This window comes from Promicromonospora sp. NPDC052451 (genome assembly GCF_044547525.1).
Classification (GTDB): Bacteria; Actinomycetota; Actinomycetes; order Actinomycetales; family Cellulomonadaceae; genus Promicromonospora.
The window spans coordinates 17755-41891 of record NZ_JBIUAP010000005.1; the positions used below are offsets into that span (position 1 = coordinate 17755).

General features: G+C 73.7%; 18 protein-coding genes. 8 read left to right on the forward strand and 10 right to left on the reverse strand.

Annotation, left to right across the window (positions count from 1 at the left end; all coding sequences use genetic code 11):
* The first annotated feature begins 207 nt into the window (after positions 1-207).
* Together ACIG47_RS10040 and ACIG47_RS10045 are read left to right on the forward strand one after the other, a co-directional pair.
* Positions 208-1311 (forward strand): hypothetical protein, encoded by a 1104-nt coding sequence (locus tag ACIG47_RS10040; RefSeq protein ID WP_397430680.1) that lies wholly within the window; start codon positions 208-210, stop codon positions 1309-1311.
* Positions 1308-2534: a DUF6716 putative glycosyltransferase gene (locus ACIG47_RS10045; RefSeq protein ID WP_397430681.1), complete on the forward strand. Its 1227-nt coding sequence runs from the start codon at positions 1308-1310 to the stop codon at positions 2532-2534. The genes ACIG47_RS10040 and ACIG47_RS10045 overlap by 4 nt, the downstream gene beginning before the upstream one ends.
* A gap of 88 nt (positions 2535-2622) precedes the next feature.
* Here the strand turns inward: ACIG47_RS10045 and ACIG47_RS10050 are convergent, their stop codons facing one another.
* The 3 genes from ACIG47_RS10050 to ACIG47_RS10060 all read right to left on the reverse strand — a co-directional run bounded on the left by ACIG47_RS10050 (position 2623) and on the right by ACIG47_RS10060 (position 5942).
* Positions 2623-3666, reverse strand: coding sequence for a glycosyltransferase family 2 protein (locus ACIG47_RS10050; RefSeq protein ID WP_397430682.1), 1044 nt, complete (start codon positions 3664-3666; stop codon positions 2623-2625).
* Positions 3667-3749: 83 nt separating this feature from the next.
* Positions 3750-4643, reverse strand: coding sequence for an N-acetylneuraminate synthase family protein (locus ACIG47_RS10055; RefSeq protein ID WP_397418518.1), 894 nt, complete (start codon positions 4641-4643; stop codon positions 3750-3752).
* 57 nt (positions 4644-4700) lie between these two features.
* Positions 4701-5942 carry a cytidylyltransferase domain-containing protein gene (locus ACIG47_RS10060; RefSeq protein WP_397430684.1) on the reverse strand — a complete coding sequence of 414 codons (1242 nt, stop codon included), beginning with the start codon at positions 5940-5942 and terminating at the stop codon, positions 4701-4703.
* A gap of 185 nt (positions 5943-6127) precedes the next feature.
* Between ACIG47_RS10060 and ACIG47_RS10065 the strand changes: the two genes are divergently transcribed.
* From ACIG47_RS10065 to ACIG47_RS10075, 3 genes are all read left to right on the forward strand, one after another.
* Positions 6128-8251: an acyltransferase family protein gene (locus ACIG47_RS10065; RefSeq protein WP_397430685.1), complete on the forward strand. Its 2124-nt coding sequence runs from the start codon at positions 6128-6130 to the stop codon at positions 8249-8251.
* A gap of 189 nt (positions 8252-8440) precedes the next feature.
* Positions 8441-9463 carry a glycosyltransferase family 2 protein gene (locus tag ACIG47_RS10070; RefSeq protein WP_397418512.1) on the forward strand — a complete coding sequence of 341 codons (1023 nt, stop codon included), beginning with the start codon at positions 8441-8443 and terminating at the stop codon, positions 9461-9463.
* Positions 9460-10818, forward strand: coding sequence for a polysialyltransferase family glycosyltransferase (locus tag ACIG47_RS10075; RefSeq protein ID WP_397418510.1), 1359 nt, complete (start codon positions 9460-9462; stop codon positions 10816-10818). Before ACIG47_RS10070 ends, ACIG47_RS10075 begins: the two co-directional genes overlap by 4 nt.
* A 45-nt stretch (positions 10819-10863) precedes the next feature.
* Here ACIG47_RS10075 and ACIG47_RS10080 read toward each other — a convergent pair whose 3' ends face one another.
* Positions 10864-12834: an N-acetylmuramoyl-L-alanine amidase gene (locus ACIG47_RS10080; RefSeq protein ID WP_397430686.1), complete on the reverse strand. Its 1971-nt coding sequence runs from the start codon at positions 12832-12834 to the stop codon at positions 10864-10866.
* Positions 12835-13068: 234 nt separating this feature from the next.
* Here ACIG47_RS10080 and ACIG47_RS10085 point away from each other — a divergent pair, with 234 nt between their 5' ends.
* Together ACIG47_RS10085 and ACIG47_RS10090 are read left to right on the forward strand one after the other, a co-directional pair.
* Positions 13069-14319: a SpoIID/LytB domain-containing protein gene (locus tag ACIG47_RS10085; RefSeq protein WP_397430687.1), complete on the forward strand. Its 1251-nt coding sequence runs from the start codon at positions 13069-13071 to the stop codon at positions 14317-14319.
* Positions 14320-14422: 103 nt separating this feature from the next.
* Entirely contained in the window at positions 14423-15619 is a 1197-nt protein-coding gene (locus tag ACIG47_RS10090; RefSeq protein WP_397430688.1) for a capsular polysaccharide synthesis protein, read from the forward strand.
* A gap of 14 nt (positions 15620-15633) precedes the next feature.
* On the opposite strand, the gene ACIG47_RS10095 is transcribed toward ACIG47_RS10090, so the two are convergent.
* From ACIG47_RS10095 to ACIG47_RS10115, 5 genes are all read right to left on the reverse strand, one after another.
* Positions 15634-16998 carry a hypothetical protein gene (locus ACIG47_RS10095; protein WP_397430689.1) on the reverse strand — a complete coding sequence of 455 codons (1365 nt, stop codon included), beginning with the start codon at positions 16996-16998 and terminating at the stop codon, positions 15634-15636.
* A gap of 125 nt (positions 16999-17123) precedes the next feature.
* Positions 17124-17312 carry a Trm112 family protein gene (locus ACIG47_RS10100; protein WP_397430690.1) on the reverse strand — a complete coding sequence of 63 codons (189 nt, stop codon included), beginning with the start codon at positions 17310-17312 and terminating at the stop codon, positions 17124-17126.
* Positions 17309-18790 (reverse strand): phosphomannomutase/phosphoglucomutase, encoded by a 1482-nt coding sequence (locus ACIG47_RS10105; protein ID WP_397430691.1) that lies wholly within the window; start codon positions 18788-18790, stop codon positions 17309-17311. Before ACIG47_RS10105 ends, ACIG47_RS10100 begins: the two co-directional genes overlap by 4 nt.
* 69 nt (positions 18791-18859) lie before the next feature.
* Positions 18860-21331, reverse strand: coding sequence for a hypothetical protein (locus ACIG47_RS10110; protein WP_397430692.1), 2472 nt, complete (start codon positions 21329-21331; stop codon positions 18860-18862).
* 25 nt (positions 21332-21356) lie between these two features.
* A complete protein-coding gene (locus ACIG47_RS10115) occupies positions 21357-22385 on the reverse strand; it encodes a glycosyltransferase family 2 protein (protein ID WP_397430693.1) in 1029 nt (342 codons plus the stop codon).
* 131 nt (positions 22386-22516) lie between these two features.
* Between ACIG47_RS10115 and manA the strand changes: the two genes are divergently transcribed.
* Positions 22517-23755 carry a mannose-6-phosphate isomerase, class I gene (manA, locus tag ACIG47_RS10120; protein ID WP_397430694.1) on the forward strand — a complete coding sequence of 413 codons (1239 nt, stop codon included), beginning with the start codon at positions 22517-22519 and terminating at the stop codon, positions 23753-23755.
* Between the two features lie 6 nt (positions 23756-23761).
* Here the strand turns inward: manA and ACIG47_RS10125 are convergent, their stop codons facing one another.
* Positions 23762-24124 carry a DUF3499 domain-containing protein gene (locus tag ACIG47_RS10125; protein ID WP_397418490.1) on the reverse strand — a complete coding sequence of 121 codons (363 nt, stop codon included), beginning with the start codon at positions 24122-24124 and terminating at the stop codon, positions 23762-23764.
* Positions 24125-24137: the final 13 nt, after the last annotated feature.

Here is a 24137-nt window from a genome sequence, read left to right on the forward strand (position 1 = left end):
TCCAGCCGGTCTTCGCGCAGGTGAGAGGCCCGCGTCCGCGCTCGCCCTCGGCCGGGCCGCGTGGCGCGCGCACACCTTCCCCACGCGTGTCGCACGCGGGCCCCACGCGCGCTCCACGCCGGGTGCCCCGCACGGCCCCGACGGGCCGCGTCCGCGCTCCGCACCGGGCGTGCGCCGCGCGCGCGAGCGCGTGAGAGACTGCACGGCGTGCTGACCGCCCGCCCAGTCCCGGCCGATCTGCCTGCCCGGCCGGCGCGGCCCGCCGGGGCACTGGTGGAGTCGCCGCTCCAGCTGCTGTGCACCATCGAGGCCCACGCCGCGGGATACGGCGGCGCCCCGACCCGGGTCCACGTGCGTGACGACGTGCCCGCCCTGGACGTCGCCCTGGAGGCCGTGCGCGGTTTCGGGCTGCCGGACGGGCTGGAGACCGACCTCGCCGGACGCCGCGCCGCCCTGTCCGCCCACGAGCCCGTCTGGCTGGTGGGCGATGCCTTCTCGGGCCTGTTCCAGGCCACTGCGCTGCTGCGGCGCGGCCTGGAGCGTGTGGTGCTGGCCGACGACGGTCTCGCCACCCTCGACCTGGCCCGCCGGCTCGCCGCCCGCGAGCCGCTGGTGCGCATGCGGGCCGAGACCGGCGGACCCCGGCGGCAGCTCGGCGCCGCGGCCGCCCGTCGTCTGCGCCGGCTCGCCGCCGAGGGACGGGTCACCCTGTTCACCTCGCTCCCCCTGGACCCCGCGGTCCGCGCACAGCTCGTGGCCCAGGGTTTCGGCGTCGTGCGCAACGACTTCGCGTGGCTCGCCGGCGTGCCCGTCGGCGACGCCCCCGCCGAGCCCACGGTGGTGATCGGCTCCGCGCTGGCCGCGGACGGGCTGGTCGACCCCGACGCCTATGTCGCCTGGGTCGGCGGCCTCGCGGCCGACGGTCCCCTGCGCTACCTGCCGCACCGGCGCCAGGTGCCGGACCTCCTGGACCGCGTCGGCGCTCTGCCGGGCGTCACGCTCGACTCGGCGCAGGCGCCGGTGGAGCTACGCTTGCGCGGCATGACGGCACCCCAGCGGGTCGTCAGCCTGCCGTCGACGGCGGCGGTGCTGCTCACCTCGATCCTCAGCCCTCGCGGCGTGGCGGTGACGCCGCAGCCCGTCGAGGACGGCTGGTGGACGTCCCGCGCCACGCCCGGCCTGCGCGCCCACCTCTCGGGCGTGCTCCGCCTCGCCGCCGACGCGGCCGCGCTCCACCGGCCCGGCGGCACGCCCCACCCCGGCGCCACCCCGCCCCTCATCGACCAGAACAACCCGGAGGACCACGGATGACCATCCGCGTGCTCGCCGTCGCGGACAGCGACTCGTACCTCAAGTGGGCCTGCGCCACGCTCGATCGCATCGGCGCGCCCGAGGACGAGGGGCTGGCCCGCTCGGCGGTCCTGGTCCGCACCCCGATCGTCCCCACCACGAACCAGATCGCGGCCGCCGTGGCCGGGTCGTCCGTGGTGCGGCCCCCGGTGCTGAGCCTGCGCGAGCTCAAGGAGCACGTCCGCGAGGCCCGGCCCGACGTCGTGCTGGTCGCCGCCACCGGCCCCGTCGCCGAGATGGTGGCGCGGATCGTGGTCCGGGCGGACCCGGCGAACCGGCCTGCTCTCGTCACCGGCCTGCCGGGGATGGCGCTGCCCGCGACTCCGCGCGGGACGGCCTGGCGGCGCTGGTGCGACGCGTTCGTCGTGCACAGCCGCCGTGAGATCGCCGCCTACCGCGACGCGTTCGCCGCGCACGACGCCGCTCCGCGCGTCGTCCTGGGGCACCTGCCGTTCCTGGAGCGGCTCACGGCCATCCCTTCCCGGCCCACCGAGCGCGTCGTGTTCGCCGCGCAGGCGAAGGTGCCGAACGACCGCGACGACCGCGTCCGGCTGCTCGACGGCCTCGCGCACCTGACGAACGAGGGCTTCGAGGTGATCGTGAAGCTGCGCGCCCGCAAGGGTGAGCGGCAGACGCACAACGAGGCGCACCCCTACGACGAGCTCTGGGACGCCGAGCACGAGCGCCTGGGCCACCGCAGCGACGCGGTGCGGTTCGTGGACGGCCCGATGGCCGAGTGGCTGCAGCCCGGCACGGCGCTGGTGACCGTGAGCTCGACGGCGGCCCTGGAGTCGCTGGCCCTGCACCTGCCGACCGCGCTCGTCGACGACTTCGGCGTGGACGCCACGCTGCTCAACGAACCGTTCGCCGGCAGCGGCTGCATGATCTCGCTCGCCGACGCGGGCAAGGCCTTCCACGAGGGCGGCCCGGTCCCCGACGCCGGCTGGCTGGACGAGAACTACCTCCACGCGGCCGAGTCCGAGCTGCCGGACGCGATCGCCGAGCTCGCCCGGCTGCGCGCCGCGGGCGAGCTGACCCCGCTGCCGGACGTCGAGCCGTGGTCCGCCCGCCGCCACGCCAAGGTCGTGGCGCAATCGGTGCTGCCGCCGTCGGTCTACGGAGCGATCCTCGCGACGGGCCGACCGGTCAAGCGCGCCCTGGACAAGGTCACGGGCACCAGCTGAGGCGCCCTGCGCCGAGAAGCCCGGAGCCCCGCTGTCGTCCGACAGCGGGGCTCACGTCTGACCGCAGGACTGCGCCCGACGGCGGGGCTCAGGAGCCGTCGTCGACCCGGACCCGCTCGGTCAGGCCGCGCAGGAACCCCGCGCCCCACGCCATGTGCATGACGGCGATGGTCGCGGGCAGGCGCAGCGCCGCGGCCGCGTCCAGGCGCGGGCTGCGGGTCGCGGCGTGCGCCGACGCCACGCAGACGCCCAGCGCGTACGCGACGGGCGGCACCAGGCCGGCGACGACCAGCCCGGTCAGGCCCGCGAACGCGCCGACGACGGCGGCCGCGACGGAGACGCCGAGCACCACGACCACCGTCGGGGGCGCGAGGTAGCGGATGCTGGCCGTGTCGGGGTTGTTGCGGATCACCTCGCGGCGCCACATGCCGGTGCGCCAGAACTGCTTGGCGACCTCCCGCAGGGTGCGCCGCGGCTTGTAGTCGACCACCAGCGACGGGTCGAACCACAGCAGGCTGCCGCTGGTGCGCAGGCGCAGGCACAGCTCCCAGTCCTGCGCGCGCACGTAGATCGGCGAGTACCCGCCCACCCGCTCCAGCGCCTCGCGGCGGAAGGTGCCCAGGTACACGGTCTCGGCCGGCCCCGCCTCGCCGCCCGTGTGGAACGACGCCGCGCCCAGGCCCGCCGGGTGGCTCATCGCCCGGGCCACGGCCCGCTGCGTGGGGGTGTCGCCGACGGGCAGCATCTGCCCGCCCACGCCGTCGGCGCCCGACGCCAGGAGGGCCTCCACCGCACGGCGGACGTACGTGGGCTCCACCACGGTGTGGCCGTCCACGCGGACGAAGATCGTGTGGCCCTCGGGCATGAGGGCCAGGCCGGCGTTCAGGCCGAGCGGCTTGGAGCCGGTCGGGTTGTCCACGACGGTGACCCGGCCGGTCTCGACCGCGAGCTTGTCCGCGATCTCCCGGGTCCGGTCCTTCGACGGGCCCACCGCGAGCACCAGGTGCAGCGGATGGGGGTAGTCCTGGCCCAGGACCGAACGCACCATCGACTCGAGGTACGGCTCCTCGTCACGCACGACGGCGACCACGGTCGCCCGCGGCAGGTTGGACGACTCGTCCCGCTCGCTCACAGCTTTCCTCTCCGTACGGCGAAGGCGGGCACCCGGCGTGGGGTGCCCGCCTTCTCCTAGCTGGTGCTGTCCGGTGCCGACGCTCAGGCGTCGACGCGGCGCAGACGCGACATCGGCGAGAACTCGCCCGGCATGACGCGCTTCTGGCCGTCACCGAGGGCCTTCTCGAGGATGCGGATGTCGCGCACCAGGTTCTCCAGCCCCTTGGGCTCGAGCGAGGAGGCGTGGTCCGAACCCCACATGGCACGGTCCAGCGTGATGTGCCGCTCCACGGCGACGGCGCCCAGCGCCACGGCCGCGAGCGAGATCTGCAGGCCGGTCTCGTGGCCCGAGTAGCCGACGGGCACGCCGTAGCGCTCCTGCAGCGTCGTGATGGTGCGCAGGTTCGCCTCCTCGGGGGGAAGCGGGTAGGTCGACGTGGCGTGCAGGATCACGAGCTTGCTCGTGTCCAGGATCTCCACGGCGGCGTCGATCTGCTCCAGCGTCGACATGCCGGTCGACAGGATGATCGGCTTACCGGTGTCGGCCAGCGCACGCAGCATCTCGTGGTCCGTCACCGAGGCCGAGGCGACCTTGTGGGTCGGCACGTTCATCTTCTCGAGGAACTCGACCGACGGGGCGTCCCACGGAGAGGCGAACCACTGGATGCCCTTCTCCTTGGCGTACGCGTCGATCTCCGTGTACTCCGGCTCCTCGAACTCGACCTTGTACTTGTACTCGAGGTACGTCATCTCGCCCCAGGGCGTCTGACGGATCTTGTCGCGCTGGTCCTTCGGCGTGCTGATCTCCGGCGTGCGCTTCTGGAACTTCACGGCCTGGCATCCGGCCTCGACCGCGACGTCGATCAGCTTCTTGGCGATCTCGACGTCACCGTTGTGGTTGATGCCGATCTCACCGATCACGTACACGGGCTGGTCGGCGCCGACCTGCAGGTCGCCGATCGTGACCGGCGCGGGCTGCGCGTTCGTCGCGCTCATAACAGGGTCCTTCCGAAGGGGTCGAGCACAGGGTAGTGCTGTTACGTGTCGTCGGGACTAACCGGTGACGACGGGGGTCTGGGCGGCTGCCGAACTCGCGGCGACTTCACCCGGACGCGCAGCGAGTATACGGTCACAGATCTCGCGAACCGCGCCGTTCCCGCCCTCGCGCGACAGCACGAGGCGGGCCTGAGCCTTCACTTCCGGGCGGGCGTCGGCGACCGCGACCGGCCAGCCGACGACGGCCATGGCGGCCAGGTCGTTCACGTCGTTGCCGACGTAGGCGACGCGTGCGGGGTCCAGGTTCTGCTCGGCGATCCAGGCACGCAGGGCGGACGCCTTGTCCTCCACACCGTGCATGACCTGCACCTTGAGCTTGTCGGCGCGGGACGCGACCACCTTGTTGGTCTCGGTCGACAGGATCAGGATCGGCAGGCCCGTGCGGCGCAGGCGGGACACGCCCATGCCGTCGCCGCGGCTCACGCGCACCTGCTCGGTGCCGTCCTGGTCCACGTAGGCGTGGTCGTCCGTGTGCACGCCGTCGAAGTCGGTGACGAGCGCGTCGACGTCCAGCGGGCCGGGCGCGGCGTCGACGTCCTGGTCGACGAGCTGGCGGGCGAGCCAGAGGTCGCGCGGCTCGTCGATCTCGATGGCCCACTCCGAGGCGACCGGCTGGATGCCGACGTCGCCGAAGAAGCGGGTGCTTCCTGCACGGAACCCGTCGGTCCTCATCACATAGAAGGCACCGGTCTCGCGGAAGTGCGGCGCGCGCTCCTGCCGGCGGGGGCGGTAGTCCGTGGTGTGTCCCACCGGGCTCGCGACGCCGTCGTCGATGCGCCACTGGAAGTCGTGCGTCTCCGCGACGGCCACCACGACGTCCTTCTCGCCGCCGGCCACGCGGCGGATCGCGGTGTCGAGGTCCTCGGGGTCGATGAAGGGCGAGGTGCACTGCACCAGCACCGTCACGGGCGGGATCTCCTGCGGCGGGAGGCCGCCGTCACCGGCCTCGACCCGGTCCAGCACGTGCAGCAGCGCCGACTCCGACGACGCCGTGCCGCCGGCGATCTCCGCGGGACGCGCCACGACGCGCGCCCCGTGCGACCGGGCCTCGGCGGCGATCTCCTCGTGGTCGGTCGAGACGATGACCTGCGCCACCGACGGCGCGGCCAGCGACGCCTGGACCGCGCGGCCGACCAGCGTGATGCCGTCGACCCGGGCGAGGTTCTTCAGCGGGACGCCCTGCGAGCCGCCCCGGGCGGGGATGATGACGATCGCCGACGGGTCGGCCTTGACTGACATGTGCAGCGGATTCCTCGTAGTCTCGGGAGTGCGGGTTCCGGGACCGGCACGGTCCCGGCCCTCTGCTGACCTCAGGGTAGTGCACCAGCCCTCACGACCGTCCCGGTGGGTGACGGTCCTTGTATCCTCTGGCTTTCACCCAAGTTTTCACCCGAGCAAGCCCGCCCCGCACGATCAGGAACCCTGTGAACACGACCGCGACCGAGACACGCCCCGGGCCTGCACCGCTCCCCGCGCCCGCGCCCCCCGCCGCCTCCTCGACCCGTACGTTCCTTCCCGAGGTGCAGGCGCTCCGCGCGCTCGCCGTGCTCCTGGTGGTGGCGAACCATCTGCGTCCGGACCTGATGCCGGGCGGTTACGTCGGCGTCGACGTGTTCTTCGTCATCTCGGGCTTCCTCATCACCGGGCACATGGTCAAGGAGGTGCGGGCCACCGGCCGGCTGCGCCTGGGGCACTTCTGGGCGAACCGCGCCCGGCGCATCCTGCCCGCGAGCCTGCTCGCGATCCTCGCCGTCGTGGTCACCGCGCCGTTCGTGCTCCCGCTGGCCGAGCTGCGCGCCCTGGGGCGCCAGGCCCTCGGCTCGATCTTCTACGTGCAGAACTGGATCCTCGCGGCCGACTCGGTCGACTACTCGGCCTCGGAGAACGCCGCGACGCCGTTCCAGCACTTCTGGTCGCTCGCCGTGGAGGAGCAGTTCTACCTGCTGTGGCCCCTCGTGGTCACGCTCGCCGCGCTGGCCGCGACCCGCATCGCCCGACGGCGGGGCAGCGCACCGCTGGCCGCCTGCCTGACGGTCGCGTTCGCCCTGGTCATCATCCCGTCGTTCGTGTGGAGCGTGGTGCTGGTCGGGCAGGGTGACCCGTCCGCGTACTTCGTGACCACCACCCGGCTCTGGGAGCTGGGCGTGGGCGGCGTGCTCGCCGTCCTGCTGCGCTACACCGACCGCCTGCGGCTGCCCCGCGCGCTGCTCGCCCTCGCGGGCCTCGGCGCGATCGCCTGGAGCGCCTTCGCCCTGACCGCGGCGTCCCCCTTCCCGGGGGCCAACGCGCTCCTGCCGGTGCTCGGCACCGCCGCCGTGATCGCCGCCGGCCGCACGAGCGGCGTAGGGTCGCTCAGCTGGCTCGTGGACCTGCGACCCGTCCAGTGGGTCGGCAACGTCTCCTACTCGCTGTACCTGTGGCACTTCCCCGTCGCCATCTACTTCGTCGCGTGGGCCGGGCGGCACGCGAACAAGTTCGAGGTGATCGCCCTCCTGGCCGTGATGTTCGCGCTGTCCTGGGCGTCCTACAACTGGGTCGAGCAGCCGTTCCGCAAGGCGGCGTGGGCCCGGAAGAGCGATGCGCGGGCCCTCGTGGCGGCGCTGGTCGCGATGCTGCTGGTGGCCGGGAGCGCCTCGGTGTTCTGGATCAAGCCCGCCACCCAGGAGCAGGAGTGGGACCAGGGCGCTGCCGCCGTCGAGCAGGCCCGGGCGGCCGGGAACGACAGGTTCGGCGCCGGTGCCACCCGCGACGGCAGCTACGCGCCGTTCATCACGGACCAGCCGGCGATCCTGCCCAACCCCGGCGCCGCGGACAAGCCCCTGTGGCTCGTCGACAGCAAGGACTGCGACCAGGACCGGCCCGAGGACGACACGGCCATGTGCGAGTACGGCCACCCGGACAGCCAGACCGTGATCGCGGTGGTGGGCGACTCCCACGCGCGCATGTTCGCCCAGCCGATCATCCAGGCCGCCGAGACGAACGGCTGGAAGGTCGTGACGTTCCTGCGCAACTCCTGCCCCTTCTCGTTCACGCCGCGGACCATCCCGGGCGCCGACGACTGCGTCGCGGCCAACGAGCGCACGCTGGAGAAGATCACCCGGCTCCAGCCGGACGCCGTCGTCTCGGCCTACTACGAGGGCTCCGAGTTCCAGGCCGACGGCGAGGGCCGGCACGGGCGGACCGGGCTGGCCGCCGCGTACGACGCCCTGGCCGGCACCGGAGCGCGCGTGTTCGCGATGAAGGACACCCCGCTGCCCCGCGAGGACGTCTTCGCCTGCGTCGGCAGCCACTACTCCGACCCGGGGGCCTGCGCGGTGCCGCGGGCCGAGGCCTTCGCGGGCCGCGGTCTCACCGAGGAGGCGGCCGAGGCGGCCGCCGCCGACGTGACCGTCGTCGACCTCACCGACCGGTTCTGCGACGAGACCACGTGCCCCGCCGTCCTCGGCGGCGTGAGCGTGTACGCCGACCTCAACCACATCTCCGACGTCTACGGGCCGACCCTCGCACCGGACTTCGCGCGGGTGCTCGCGCCCGTCGCGGGTTCCTGACCCGTCATGGCGCCGGTGGCGGCGAGGCGGGTGAAGATCCTGCGGGTGCCGGGCGAGGTTCCGGGCGGACGGCCCGCTTTGCCAGGATCGGCGCCGTTCCGTGTGCTTGAATGACTGCCGGACGGCGCTGGCCGGACGATGTCCGCGCGCGCCTCAGCCCGATTCACCCCGACCGAGGGAACCGGTTATATGAGCATCACCACGCGGCCACGCGTGTCCGTCATCGTGCCCGGCAAGGACGCAGGTGAGTACATCGGCGACCTGATGACCAGCCTGACGAAGCAGGTGGACGATCCCCGCGAGCTGGAGGTCGTCGTCATCAGCGACGGGTCGACCGACGACACCGCGGCGATCGCGCGGTCCTTCTCGGACCGCCTCCCCAACCTGGAGGTCGTCGAGAACAAGGTCCCGGTCGGTGCGGCGAGCGCGCGCAACCAGGGCATCGCCGCGACGTCGGCCCCGTACGTCGCGTTCGCGGACGCCGACGACTGGCTGGCCCCGCGACGCCTCGCGCACCTCATGGACGCGATGGACACGCTCAAGGTCGACTTCATCCGGACCGACCACACGGCGGTCCGCGCCCGCCGCCGGGACGTGACGTGGGCCCCGCAGGCGCGGCGCGGCATCGTCCTGGACCCGCGGGACTCGATCCTCCCGGTCAACTACTCGACCATGGTCGACTACCCGTACAGCTGGGCCGGCATCTTCGACCGGTCGATCAGCAAGGACGGCCTGCTCACGTTCCCCGAGGGCCTGCACACGGCCGAGGACCGGCCCTGGATCTGGGACCTGTTCCTCCGCTCCCGGGCGTACGCCACCATCGACGCGCCGACCCTCTGCTACCGCCGCACCGTGTCGACGTCGCTCACCGCGACGTTCGACCGCCGGCAGCTCGACATCATGCCCGCGCTGCGCCAGACGTTCGACATCGTCGAGGCGGACCGCGAGGCCGAGAAGTTCCTGCCCAAGCTGACCCGGACGGCGCTGGCGCTGATCGCGCACCACATGAGCCGCCGCGCCAACATGTCGCACGACGTGCGCCGGGACCTGCGGCGCGGAGCTCGCGACCTGTTCGCCGGCCTGCGGCAGGACGTGCTCGCCCAGGAGGCCAGCCAGATGTCGCGCAAGCGCGAACGGCTGCTGCACGGGCTCCTGCCCGCCGACCTCCCCCACGACAAGACGCTCAAGGCACAGCAGGAGGTGCAGTCATGACCCAGCTGGTCGTCGCCTCGACGCTGTTCGGCGCCGCCACCGCGGCCGCCGCCGCCGACGCGGGCCTCCTCGGGGAGCCCGACGGCGAGCGCGTGCTGCTCGTGGTGAACAACGCGTTCGCCCCGGAGCTCACGCCCGCCGCCGACGAGATCGAGGGCTCCGCCCCGGTGCTCGCCCGGTTCGACCGCGTGGTGCACCTGACGGACCTGATCGCGCCCATCCACCCGGCCGACTGGAAGCCGGGGCCGCGCGAGCGTCCGCTGCTGGAGCGGCTGCTGCGGAACTACTGGGGCCTCGGTGACGGGCAGGTCGACATCGTCGCCGAGTCCGTGTGGGTGAACCCCGCCCAGTCGCTGGCCCGCATCTTCCACAACGGCGGCATCACGGTGTACGCCGACGGCCTGATGAGCTACGGACCGACGCGCAACGACCTGCCGCTCGACATCGTCCAGCGGCTCGACGGCCTGCTGCACCTCGACCTGGTCCCGGGCCTGCGTCCGGTCCTGCTGAGCGAGTACGGCGTGCAGCCGACCGTCATCCCGAGCGAGGCGTTCCGCAAGGTCGTCGAGGAGATCGCCGCCAAGTCCGCCCCCACCGCGGACGAGGCCCAGCCGCCCGCCGCGATCGTCGTGGGCCAGTACCTCGCGGCGCTCAGCCTGGTCACGATGCAGGAAGAGGCGGACATGCACGCCCGCATGATCCGCGCGGCGGCCGACGCCGGGGCGCAGGTCGTGCGGTTCAAGCCGCACCCGTCCGCGCCGCCCGGGTTCCTCGCCCCCGTCGAGCGGGCCGCGAAGGACGCGGGCGTGACGCTCGAGGTGGTCACCGACCCGCTGCCGGTCGAGGTCATGCTGGCCTCGTCCGACGTCACCGCCATCGTGGGCTGCTTCTCGACGGCGCTCGTCACCGCGCGGTCGATCTTCGGGGTGCGCTCCGTCGCGGTGGACACCGGGGAGCTGCTGAAGCGCCTCAAGCCCTACGAGAACAGCAACCGCATCCCGGTGACCGTCGTCGACGCCCTGCACCGCACGGACGGGGCGTTCGACTCGCCCGAGAAGCTGCAGCAGCTCCTGGACACGGTGTCGTACTGCATGCAGCCGAAGTCGCTCTCGGACCGGCGTGCTGCCGCCGTGGCGTGGCTCAGCCAGGCGAACCCGCACGACCGGGCCCGCTACATCGCGAACCAGCGGCTGACCATGCTCGGCCTGCCGGGCGCGCCCCGGCAGAACCCGATGGTCAAGGCGACCCTGGACACGGCGCGCACGGCGCTGCGGCACCCGGCCATGAGCTGGGTCGACGAGCGGACCCGCCGGTCCCAGCTGCGCAAGAAGGTCGTCCGCAAGATCCGCGGCTGACGCCCGTGCCCGGCCTGCCACCACAGGCCGGGCACGCAGGCCGTCTCAGGGCCGGACGACGCCGATCCCGCTCACGCGGACCTCCTTGCCGCTGTCCAGCGACCGGAGCACGACGCGGCCCGACCGCGCTCCGCCGAGGTCGACCTGGAACACCCGCTGGTCGCGGTGCGTCGCCGAGGACAGGTCGAGCACGCCGTACCGCGTGCCCCCGACGTAGACGGCCACCCGCCCCCAGCCGCGCCCCGTGGGCGCCATGACGTGCACCCGGGTGATGTTCCGGGCGGCGTAGACCTTGATGTCCTGGCCCGCCGCCGTGGTCCGGTAGGCGTGCCCGTTGTAGTAGCCGGGGCGGCTGATCCGCTGCCACCCGTACACGTCCCAGTCGTCGTGCAGGACGTCGCGCGTCGTGGTGGTGATGACGCGCACCGGGCTGCGCCGCCCGTTCGCCATGACGGCCCGGACCCCGTAGACCGCGTTCTCCCCCGGCGGCGTGTACACGGTCGTGGCCGTGCGGGCCGTGGAGGCGAACTCGTACCAGTACGGGTCGTAGGGCCGGGTCGACGTGAAGTGCCCGCTGCGGCGCAGCACCTCGTACCGCACGGCGCCGCGCACGGCGTCCCAGGCGAACGCCGTCTCGGGGCGCCACTGCACGGGCGTGCGCAGCGAGCTCACGGCGTGCGGCCGCGGGGACGCGGGCAGCCGCACCGCGCCGTGCCGCCGGTACTCCGCGAGCACCCGGTCGTGCACGGCCGAGCGCAGCGCGGGCAGCCTGGCGTTCAGCCGGTCACCGGGGCACGCCGTCCGGTTGGTGTGCCGGTGCCCGAGGATCGTCGGGACCGTCACCACCGTGCCGGGCGCGGCCTTGGCCGTGCTGGTCCCCTGCCCCGTGCGGAGCCGCGTGGTCTGGGTGGGGTGCACCCCGTACTCGAACGACTTCCAGGCCAGCACCCGCTCCAGGCCGCGCACGAGCGCCGCCGTCGGCTCCGCCGTCACGAAGTTGCCCATGGCCGAGACGCCGATGGTCCCGGTGTTGTAGCCACCCGCCTGCGCGCCGATCGGGTTGTGCAGCTGCGCCTCGCGGCGCCCCTCGAAGACGCGCCCGTACCGGTCCACGAGGAACTGGTAGCCGATGTCCGGCCAGCCGTTCGAGCGCGTGTGGTAGGCGTGGATCCCCCGCACGATCGCCGCCGACTGGTCGGACGAGTACGTGTTGGTCCCGGCCGTGTGGTGCACGTAGATCGCCTTGAGCGTGCCCGACGTCTCGGGCCACGGCGAGCCGAGGGACTCGTCGGCGCCCCACATCCTGCGCGACACCACGGGCGGCTTGGGCTCCCACCCCGTGGCCGCGGCGGCCGAGGCCGCGGGCCCCGCCGCCGCGCCCACGTTCCGGTCGGCGGGCGAGCTGCCGGGATCGATCACGTCCACGCGCATGCCCGACGGCGGACGCCCGCTCACCGTCGCCGCCCGGGCCTGCACGGCGTCCGCCCCCGACGTGACGAACGGCTCCGTGCCGGCACGGGACCCCGGTACCTGCGCCTCCTCGACGCCGAGCTCCTGCCATGCGCTCCACCGGCCGGCCTCCCGCACGCGCAGGGCGACGTCGGTCACGGTCTCGCCCGTGGCGCCGTCCCACGTGACGCCGGCGACGAGGAAGTCGCGCGTGGCCGTGCGGGCGGCGAGGGCGGCCAGGTGGCCGGGCGGGGCGGGGTCGGCGGCGTCCGGGCCCGCTGTTTCCGGGCGCGTGGCCTCCGTGCCCGTGGAACGCTCCGTGGCGCGCGGTGCGGCGTCGCCGGACTCGTCGTGCGCATGGCCGACGGGCGGGTCGTCCGCGCTCGGCTCGGCCCGGGCCGCCGGGTCGACCCGGGTGAGCCGCACGCTCTCGATCTCGGGCGAGACCGGGCTCGCCGCCTGGACCGGGAGTGGCACCACGGGGAGCACGAGGCCACCCAGGGCGAGGCCCGCGGTCAGCGCAGCCGAGGTCACGTACCGTCCGAACGTCCGTCCGTCGCCGCTCATGGACCGAAAGTAGCCCTGCGGGGGCGGGGCCGCGCCGGAAGTCACCCTCGGGCACCGCATGGCGAAAGACGGCCGCCTCATGGGCCGCGCGGACGGACCCAAGGACCGACCCGAGGATGGTCCCCGCGGATGCCGGACCCGGTCCCCTGAGGCACAGTGGCACACGGGGGTACGAAGATGTCGCACCGGGATCACAGCAGTCACCGCACGACCGGCGGCAGGGTCAGCCGTCTGGTGGCGGCCGCCGCAGCAGCCGCCGCGCTGGTGGCCGGGCCCGTCGCCCCGGCCTCCGCCGCGGGCGTCCCGGAGTCGTTCACGGTCGACGGCTCGGGCTTCGGGCACGGCGTGGGCATGGCGCAGTACGGCGCCTACCAGATGGCTCGCGAGGGCCGCACCCAGGGCCAGATCCTCGGCCACTACTACCAGGGCGCGCAGAACACCGTGGCCACCACGCCACGGGACATCGACGTGCAGGTCTACGGGCCCGACCCGTACGGGTTCTCGGGCTACGGCGACACGGGCGCCACCCGGATCGACGTCAAGGGCGGCTCGTGGCTGCTGCAGGCCCAGGGCCGCGCCGTCGCCCGCGGCAGCGGCCCGGTCGACGTCTCGGTGTCGCGGGGCGACCTCGTCGTGCGGGCCGAGGGACGCACCCACCGGTACGACCGGATGTGGCTCGTGTGGTCCGGCTCGCCCTACTACCGGCAGGACGCCGCGCCGGCGGTGGCGCACGTCCGGGGCGCCCATGGCGCCTACCGGTGGGGCAGGCTGCAGCTCAGCGCCTCGGCGGGCGTGCCGAACGTGGTCAACCGGATACCCCTCAACGGCGCCTACCTGTACGGGCTCGCGGAGATGCCGGCGTCCTGGGGCGCGCACGGCGGACGTGCCGCGCTGGAGGCGCAGGCGGTCGTGGCCCGCTCGTTCGCGCTGCTGCGCAGCGGCGACTGGAAGGCGCGATGCCGCTGCCACGTGGTCGACGACGTCCGTGACCAGCACTTCACCGGCTACGACAACGAGGTCTCGTCGTACGCCCGCTACTGGGCCGACGCCGTCCGGGCCACGACCGCCTCGCTGACCCGCGCCCGGGTGCTGACGTGGTCGGGACGGCCCGTGGAGGCCCACTACTTCTCGTCGAGCGGCGGGCGCACCGCGCACTCGGAGGACGTGTGGTCGTCCGAGGTGCCCTACGAGCGCTCCGTGGCCGACCCGTACAGCAAGCGGGCGCCCGGCAACGACTACCGGTCCTGGGGCCGCCTGCTCACCCAGGAGTCCGCCCAGCGGCTGTTCGGCCTGCCCGCTGTCGCGTCGATCGAGGTCACCGACCGGTACCGGAGCGGACAGGCCGCCGCGCTGGTCGCGACGTCGCCGTCCGGGGAGACCGCCACGGTGCGCGGATCGGCCGACCGGATCCGCTCCGTCGTCGGCAAGCACACCCGCGCAGGGACCCTGCCGTCCTCCTGGATCGCCCGAATCCGGGCGAACTGACCAGGGGGTGGGGCTGCCCCTTTTCTCACCCGCTGTTTACCGCGACAAGGCCGGGACCCCGGCTTAAATTTGCCGTGAACTCCTCCAGTTGAACGGCACATCATTGGCTACGCTCACCCAGCGATACCACTTCTTCCTCTCCCGCGTGCACGGCCGGCTCGGGCACCCCGGACGAGCCGAGCGAGCGCTGACGCGGGCGACCTCCGGTCCGGCGGCCGACCCGGGCTGGCTGCACCGGCTCGCCACGGCCCGCCGTCGTGCGAACGACCACGCCGGGGCCGCGGACGCGCTGGCCCGCGCCATCGACCGGCGCCCTGACGCCCCGCCCCGCTGGTACTACGAGCTGGGCCGCGCCTCCGAGCTCGCCGGGCGGATGGAGGACGCCGACGCCGCCTACCGGCGGTGGACCGCGCACGATCCACTCCCGCGGGGCCTGGACGCCGTGCTGCTGGACCGTGGCGTCCTGCAGTTCGTGCCCCGGCGCGACGCGGTCCGCTTCGTGCTCGGCCGGCTGGCCGAGCTCCGTGCGGCCGCCGGGGCGCGGCAGGTCGTCGAGGACCGGTCGGACACCGTCTGGACCTACTGGGCGCAGGGCTTCGACCAGGCACCCGACGTCGTGCGGATGTGCCGGTCGACGATGGCCCGGCACCTCACGCGCCCGGTGGTCGAGCTGGACGACGACAACGTCAGCAGCTTCGTGACGCTGCCGGACGACATCGACGCCCTGGTCACCGACCGCACCGCCCGGTCCGACCTGCTGCGCCTGGAGCTCCTCGCGCGGTACGGCGGCACGTGGCTCGACGCCACCTGCTACCTGCGCGGTGACGCGGGCGCCGAGCTGGCGGACCACGCGCGGCCCACCGGGTTCTTCGCGCCCGCCAAGGAGCGGACCTCGATCGGCACGTGGAGCATCACCGCCCAGCCCGGCCACCACCTCGTGACCATGACGCTCGAGGCGCTCTACGCCTACTGGCGCAAGGACGGCAAGCTGCCGCACTACTTCACGTTCCACCACCTCTTCGAGGCGCTCGCGCTCACCGACCCGAGATTCGGCGAGCTCTTCGCGGCCACTCCCCGGCTCTCGACGGCGCCGTCGCTCCGGCTGCGGCACTGGATGAGCCGTGACATGACCGACGAGGACTTCGAGCGGGCGCTGTCGCGGGCGACCGTCCACAAGCTGTCGTACAAGGCAGGCTCCGAGAACACCGGGCCACGGAGCGTGCTGGGGCGGCTGTACGCGGCGGAGGCCCAGGCTGCCGGCGCAGACTCCGGGGGCACCGGTCGACCGGGTGCGCCCTGACTCAGCGCCCTGACTCAGTGTGACTTGCGGACCAGCCCGCGGAACCACTTCTCGCCACGGGCCGGGGCGGGCGCCTCGGGCTCTGGTTCGGGCGTCGGTTCGGGCGTCGGTTCCGGGGCGGGCTCAGGAGCGGGCTCGGGTTCGGGCACGGGCAGCAGACCGAGCTTCTGTGCCCGGTTCGCCGTCGTGTACCGCCCGATCTCGGCCGGCTCCAGCCCGTCCAGGAACGCCGCGACCTCGGTCCTCCGCTCGGCGAGCCGCTCCGGGTACATGCAGAACGCCACCGCACCGATCAGGTGCGCGAGGTCCCCGGTGTCCGACCAGCGGCCGTCCTCCCGGAGCACGGCGTCGACGACGGCCCACGGGAGCCGCGCCGGGTTCGCATAGGGCCGGAGCCGTTCCTTGACGGTCTTGGCACCCACCGCGACCACGGGGACACCGTCGGCCCGCGCCCGTAGGAGTGCGGGCGACATGGTCCCGACCACGACCACGGGGCGTATGGCCGCGAGATAGACCTCCGCGAGGGCCGGCTGCTCGACCGGCGTGAGCCGGACTCCCTCAGGCGCCAGGTCGCCCAGGCGGACCGCCAGGTTCGCGGGGACGACCGGGTCGGCGAGAACCAGCACCTCTGTCACGCCGTCCACCGCGGCCGCCGTGCGGACGGCGTCGCGCCAGAGCGCCGTCTCCTGGTCCCGGGTCAGGATGCCGCCCGCGACGAACGACTCCGCGAGCACCAGCGCGACACCCTCCGCCGGGACCGGCAGGTCCGCGGCGGACGCGACGTCCTGCGCCAGCTTGCCGACCGCGTCGGCGGGGATCGCGACCGCAGGGACGCCCTGCCCGGCCCGGTGCTCGTCGCCGTCGGGCCACGGCGCGAGTCCTGCGACGTGCTCCCGGTACAGGTGCCGGCTGGTCCGCCGGGCCTGCGGCCACCCGATCGGCTCGCGCGCCGGGCCGTACCCGGCGACGTCCGTGACGAGGCGGACCACCTCGCACCCGTAGAACGCCGACATCAGCCACTCGACCGGCTGCTCGGACTGGGGACGGTCGCAGACGAGCTCCACGGTGTCGTCCCCGATGCCCCAGGTCTGCCGCAGCAGGCGGGCCAGGACGGGGCGGTCGTCACCCCGCGGCGACCAGCGTCCCGGGTCCGCGGGCCGGACGAGCTCGTCGAGCACGACGACGTCGTCGAACCGTGCCGTGGCCGCCGACATGCCCGGACGCTCGTGCGGCAGGAGTGCCGTCTCCGGCGCCGGCGCACGCCCGAACAGGACGAGCACCCTGCGGCGTGGTCGGTCGAGCAGCCCGGCGTCCACGGCGGCCGCTGCTGCGAGCAGGGACTCGGCCGAGGAGACCAGGACAAGCTGTGTTGTGCTCATCGTGTCGGTTGCTGCTTTCTCCGAGGGGCTGCGGCATCCACGGACGGCGTCGTCCTGCGGGGGCACCCGATTGTGGCAGATGCCCGGACCGTGGGCCGACGCGACGCATCACGGTCCGGTATCGCTCAGAGCTCGCGCGCGTCCGACTCCAGCAGCACCGGGATCCCGTCCCGGACCGGGTAGGCCAGCGGCCGCTCCGGGTCGGTCGAGTGCAGCTCGGGCTCGCCGCCCGGCCCGGTGCCGTCCACGAGGGTCGCGCCCGTCACGGGGCAGCGCAGGATCTCGCGCACCCAGGGCTCCAGCTCGATGCTCATTCGGTCTCTCCTGTCCCGGACCCGTCCGGCTCGTCGGTCCCGGCGCGCACCAGCGAGAGCACGTCGTCGCGGACCTTCTCCATGATGTCGTGGTCGGCGGCCTCGACGTTGAGCCGCAGCAGCGGCTCGGTGTTGGACGCCCGCAGGTTGAACCACCACTGCGGGTGCCCGTCCCAGTGGGACACGGTGACGCCGTCGAGGGTGTCGACCTCGATCCCGGGGTAGGCGACCCGGTAGGCGTCCAGCACGCGGTTCGTGGCCTCGGCGGCGTCCGGGACCCGCGAGTTGATCTCGCCGGAGGCGACGTAGGGCTCGTACATCTCGGCGACCTCGGACAGCGGGTTACGCTGCGTGCCCAGTGCCGCCAGCACGTGCAGGGCGGCCAGCATGCCGGTGTCCGCGAAGAAGAAGTCCCGGAAGTAGTAGTGGGCGCTGTGCTCGCCGCCGAACACCGCCTCGTTCGAGGCCATCTCGGCCTTGATGAACGAGTGCCCCACGCGGGTGCGCACCACCCGGGCGCCGGCGGCCGAGAGCAGGTCGGGCACCGCGCGCGACGTGATCAGGTTGTGGATGACCACCGGCGCCCGCCCGGCCGCCTTCTCCTTCTCGACCTCGCGCAGCCCCACCAGGGCGGTGATCGCCGACGGCGAGACCGGTACGCCCTTCTCGTCCACGACGAAGCAGCGGTCGGCGTCCCCGTCGAAGGCCAGCCCGATGTCGGCGCCGTTGGCCACGACGGCCGTCTGCAGGTCCAGCAGGTTGGCGGGCTCCAGGGGGTTGGCCTCGTGGTTCGGGAAGGTGCCGTCCAGCTCGAAGTACATCGGCACGACGTCCAGCGGCAGCTCCGGCAGCCCCGCAGCGGTACCGAGCACGGCCGGGGCCGTGAGGCCCGCCATGCCGTTCCCGGCGTCGACGACCACCTTGAGCGGCCGGATGCCCGAGAGGTCCACCAGGCCCCGCAGGAACGCGGCGTACTCGCCCAGCATCTCGCGGTCGGTCACCTGCCCAGGGGCCGGAGCCGGGGCGCCGGTGCCGGCCTCGGCGTCGTCGAGGAGCGCCTGCGCGACCTCCCGGATCCCGGCGAGGCCCGTCGCCTCGCCGACGGGCCGCGCGCCCGCACGGCAGAGCTTGATCCCGTTGTACGCGGCCGGGTTGTGGCTGGCCGTGAACATGGCGCCCGGCAGGCCCAGGACGCCGGAGGCGTGGTACAGCCCGTCGGTCGAGCACAGCCCGATGCGGACCACGTCCACACCCTCGGCAGCGAGGCCGGCCGCGAAGGCGTCCACGAGGTCGGGTCCGGAGTCCCGCATGTCCCGTCCGACGACGACGGCCGGGCGGGAGTCGTCCGACGCCTCCGGGCGCACCACCACCCGGGCGAAGGCCGTGCCGATCGCGCGTGCCACCTCGGGCGACAGCTCCTCGGGCACCAGTCCCCGGACGTCGTACGCCTTGATGATCCTGTTGAGGTCGAGAGCCACGTCGTCAGCGTACGCGAGCACCGGGGCGCACCGGGGCGCACCGGGCGCACCTCACCCGGCGTACGGGCCTCAGGTGCCGGAGGTGTTGTCCGCCCGGTGAGCGAGCACCGCCTCGAGCAGGACGGCGGCGCGTGCCCCGAACCCGTGCTCGGTGCGGACGTGCTCGGACAGCGAGCGGAGCATCTCCTCGTCGTACCGTGCGGCACTGCCCTCGGCCAGGAGCGCGTGCAGCTCCTCGGGCGTCGTGAACCGGGCCAGGCGGCCCTCGGGCAGGACGGGGCGCACGATCTCGTCGAGCCCGTACACGTCGTCGGTCAGGAGCCGGCCGCCCGACGCGAGCACGTCGAAGACGCGGTTGGAGACGAAGCCCAGGTCACGCATGTCGGGCCAGTGGTCGTTCAGCGCCCAGGCGGCCGACCGGTAGTAGCGGCGGAGCACCTCGTTCGGCACGTACGCGCCGGCGATCGCCTCGGGCGGCAGGAACCGTTGCCAGCCCGACCCGTAGACGGCGACCGGCACACCCGACCGCACGGCCTCCACGGCGACCGGACGTGCCTTGCCCCGGGTGTTGCCGACCAGGACGGCCTTGCCGACGACGTCCTCGACCGGCTCGTCGTCGATGTAGAACCGGCTCGGATCGGTGCACTGCAGCAGCGGGGCCACGGGCAGCTCCCACCGCTGCGAGACGTCGCGCGCCCAGGTGAGGCTCGCGGCGAACCGGAGGTCGTAACCCGCCAGCTCCCGCGCCGCGACGTCCTCCGGGTGGCTGATGACCCACACGACGCTCGTCACGTCGCCCGGGAGCCGGGCCGGGTGCAGTCCCCGGAGCATCAGGACGACGTCGTCCCGGTAGGAGGTCGCACGGGCGTCGTTGGGCGCGTAGTCGACCACCACGTGCTGGCCCAGGTCGCGCAGTGCGGCCGCCAGGGAGTGCGCGAAGTGGAAGTCGCCCCACTGCCGGGCCTGGTCGCCGGCGGGCATCGCCGTCTTGATCGCCCAGCGCAGTGCGGGCGGCGCCTCCCGTACCCGGGCGGTGTCCGGCACGGAGGGCCACAGCGCGCGGGTCCAGGTCCCCGGTCGCCCGGGAGCGGTGAGCGCGGCCGTCCCGGTGAACACGGGTGCCACGCCGAAGGTCGCGAAGAGGTCCGCGGATCCCTCCGGGGCCGTCTGCCACGCCGCGCGGAACACCGCCAGGTCGTCCTCCGGCTCCGCGGTGTCGTCGAACGTCCCGTCCCCGGAGCGCGTCACGACCACGTCGCGGGCCACCACGACGGGGCGCTCCTCGTGCCGGGCCAGGCGTTGCGCCAGGTCGACGTCGGCCCACAGGGTGCGTACCCGTGGCTCGTCCCGGACGGCCCGCACGGACTCCGTGCGGGCCAGGAGCGGCACCGGCGCTCCCGGCACCTCGAACCACGGCCGGGTCCAGGGCACGCTGTCCGGGTGCACGCCGTCGAGGAAGGGCACCGGATCCGTGCCGCGCGGCGGGTAGACCACGCCCACGTCCCGCAGCAGCAGATCGCCACCGAGCACGACCGGGTGCACCGCGGCCGCGCCCGACTCGGTCAACACCGCCCGGAGGTCCTGCAGCGTCCCTTCGCGGAAGGCCTGCCGCCCCGACAGCAGCAGCACGTGCTCGCCCCGGGCCCCGTGCACCGCCTCGTCGACGGCGGACGACGCACCCTGCCCGGACAGCACCACCCGCACGTCGAACCGGGCGAGCCGGGCCAGCGCGAGGCCGGCGACGGCGCGACGACGATCACCGGTGACCAGCAGGATCTCCGCGGACGGCGCGGCCGCTGTGTCGTCCGCCGGCACGGCGCGGTCGATCGCGGTGAGGACGGTCAGCACGTCGGCGGTGGTGTCGCAGTCGACGACCACCAGGCTGGTCAGGCCCGGCACGGTCCTCGCCGCCGGGGACTCCCGCCAGGGCGCAGCGGCATCCGCCTGGTCCGCGTGGTCCGCCTGGTGACGCAGCTCGGCGCGGAGCGCCTCGCGCACGTCGGCCAGCGTCACGCCGTCACGCATCCATCGCGCGTCCGGGGCCAGCGGGAGCGGGGCGTCGGCGTCGTCCGCGAGGAAGGCCGCCAGGGGGCTGCGCCCGTCCGCAGCGGGCAGGTCGAGCCGGCCCGGGTCGAAGAGCGGCGACGGGGACGCCTTCCACGAGTCGCCCACGCCCTTGAGGTAGATGACGAGCGGGTCGGTGTCGTCCCGCTGCCATGCCTTCGGCCGGTACCGGGCCGGCACGAACAGCGGGTGCGGCCACCAGCCCTTCCGCCGCCCCTGCGCGAGGTAGTGCCGCGCGGCGTCGGCGGGGTCGGCGAACGTCGTGCCCGCCTGCGCCCCGTACCACTCGACGTCGAACACCCCGGAGTCCAGCACGCGGCGCAGCGCCGGGTCGGCGGGGGCCGCGGGTTCGGGCGTGCCCGCCTCAGCGACGCCCTTCTGGTCCGCGCCCGGGCCGAGGCGGCGCCGGACCGCCCGGACGATCCGGCCGAGGCGGCGTCTGGACGCCTTGCTGATCCTGCTCGGGTCGAGTGCCACGTCGAGAGCGTAACGAGCGAAGGGCCTACGCGGGCGCTGACACCGCGAGCTCGGCGGCGAGCATCTCGGGGCTCGGCGCGAGCTCCGGCGGGAGCACGTCCCGCAGCGTCACCCAGCGCCGCGACCCGGACTGCTCGAGCTGGACCCGGACCGTCTCCGCGGGGAACGTCCGGATCAGCTCGGCGGAGCGCCGGTTCAGCTCCGCGAGCAGCTCGGCGGGCATGTGCTCCGCGAAGCCGAGGTGGTGGTCCACGATCGCGAGCACCGTCCGGGCGAGCTTGGGCAGGAACCGGTCGGACTCCCGGTCCTCGTCGAGGATCCCGTGGATCTCGGCGAAGGCCCGGGTGAAGTCGAGGCGGCGCTCGTCGTAGATCTGGGTGAGCGAGGTCGTCACGCCCCGCCGGTAGCACACGCCGCTGTGGTTGGTGACGACGTAGCCGGTGCCCTGCAGGTGCAGGCGCCACACCCAGGCCCGGTCCGTCGCCGTGCGCATGCCGTCCGAGAAGGTCAGCAGGCCGTCGTCGGCGATCGCCCGGTCGTAGACGCCGGCCCAGCCGTAGGGGTAGTCGACCATCGTGGGACGGTCGGTGGGCAGGATGGACTCCCGGGGGTCGAGCACCTGCTCGCGCACCGGCTCCATCGCGCGGACGACCCGGCGCTGACCGTCCTGGACGGTGACGTGGTCGTGCCGCAGGATCGGCACGCCGAACGCCTCGATCGCGTCCGTCACGTCGCGCAGGTGGTGCGGCGCGTACCAGTCGTCGCCGTCGAGATAGGTGATGTACCGGCCGTTCGACCCGGCCAGGCCCTGGTTGCGTGCCGTGGCGGCCCCCACCGGCTCCCTGTTGCGCAGCACCGTCAGGTTCGGCAGGCGGTCGGCATAGCTCTCGGCGATGTCCGGGGTGGCGTCGCCGGAGCCGTCGTCGACCACCACGACCTCCAGGTCGTGCGGGTCGTCGAACTGCCGGGTGAGGCTGGTCATCGCGTCGTCGAGGTAGAGCTCGGTGTCACGGACCGGCATGACGACCGAGACGCGGGGCGTGCTGGAGGGCATCGGACGGCTGCTTTCTGCTGGGGTGCACGGCTCCGCGACAGCGGCGTCACGGACGCACCCAGATTCTTGCAGACGGCGGGGCCGCACCGGTGCCCCCTGATCCGGCCGGTCCGGCGGGCTATCCTTGCGCGGTGCTTGCCGTAGCCCAGTTCCACGCCCCCCTGCCGCTGACCAACACGATCCAGCGGTACGACTGGGGGTCGGTCGACGCCATCCCCCACCTGCTCGGCGCCGAGCCGGACGGGCAGCCGCAGGCCGAGCTCTGGCTCGGCGCGCACACGAGTGCGCCGTCGGTCACGGTGATCGAGGACGACGACGTCACGCTCGACCGCCTGGTCCGCGAGGCACCCGTGCAGACGCTGGGCCACCGCGTGGCCGAGCAGTTCGGGCCGCGCTTGCCGTACCTGCTGAAGGTGCTGGCCGCGGGCAAGGCGCTGTCGCTCCAGGTGCACCCCTCGCCGCGGCAGGCCCGGGAGGGCTTCGCGCGCGAGAACAAGGCCGGGATGGCCCTCTCGTCGCCGAAGCGGTCCTTCAAGGACGACCAGCACAAGCCGGAGATGATCGTCGCCCTGTCGCAGTTCGAGGGCCTGGCCGGCTTCCGCACGCCGCGCACCATCCTGGACGTGCTGGACGGTCTGGCCGGTGACCTGGTCGAGGGTGTGCGCGCGGCCCTGCTGCGCGACCGCGGCCACGACGGCATGCGGGACGCGTTCAACCACCTGCTGTCCGCGCGGGCCGACGAGGCCTGCGCCGCCGACATCGAGGCGACCCTCGACTCCGTGCGCGCCCGCCTGGCGGCCGGGTCTCCGTTCGAGCGCGCCGACCGCACGGTCATCGACCTCGCCGACCAGCACCCCGGCGACCCGGGCGCCATCGCGTCCCTCATGCTCAACCGCTTCTCGCTGGAGCCGGGCGAGGCGGCCTTCACGCCGGCCGGCGTGGTGCACGCCTACCTGTCGGGGCTGGGCGTCGAGATCATGGCCTCCTCCGACAACGTGCTGCGCGCGGGCCTCACCACCAAGCTCGTGGACGAGGAGAACCTGGTCGCCTGCACCACGTTCGCGCCGCAGCAGCCGTTCACCCCCGAGGTGAGCACGGCGGGCAGCCGCGGCCAGGTGCACACCTACCGCGTGCCGGTCACGGAGTTCGCGCTCACGACCGCGGACGTCGACCCCACCGAGTCGGTCTGCCTGCCCGCCACCGGCCCCCGCATCCTGCTCTGCCTGGACGGTGAGCTGACGCTCGACGCCGACCGCGCCGAGACCGGCGCGCAGCGCCTGACCCAGGGCGACTCGGTCTTCGTCCCGCACGACGCGGGCAACCTGACCCTCTCGGGCGCAGGCCACGCGGTCTGCGCCTGGGTCCCGTAGGCCGTTTCAGGCCGAGGTGTCGTCGTCCGCGCGCAGGACGCGGAGGTGGCCCCGGCGGGCCGTCTCCGTGACCGTGGGCGGTTCGGCCGGGCGGCGTACCCGGCCCGCCTCACGGACGGCGTCGGCCAGGGCGGACAGGTCGTCGGGGCTCGGCCCGGCGTCCTCGAACTCGGGCATGAGGCGGACCACCTCCCACCCGCGCGGCGCGGTCAGCCGTTCGGCGTGCTCCGCGCACAGGTCGTAGCTGTGGGGCTCGGCCAGGTGCGCAAGCGGACCCAGAACCGCCGTCGAGTCCGCGTACACGTACGTGAGCGTCGCCACGGCCGCATTGGTGCAGGCCGAGCGCGAACACTGTCTCACCGATCTCACGCGCCGAGACTAC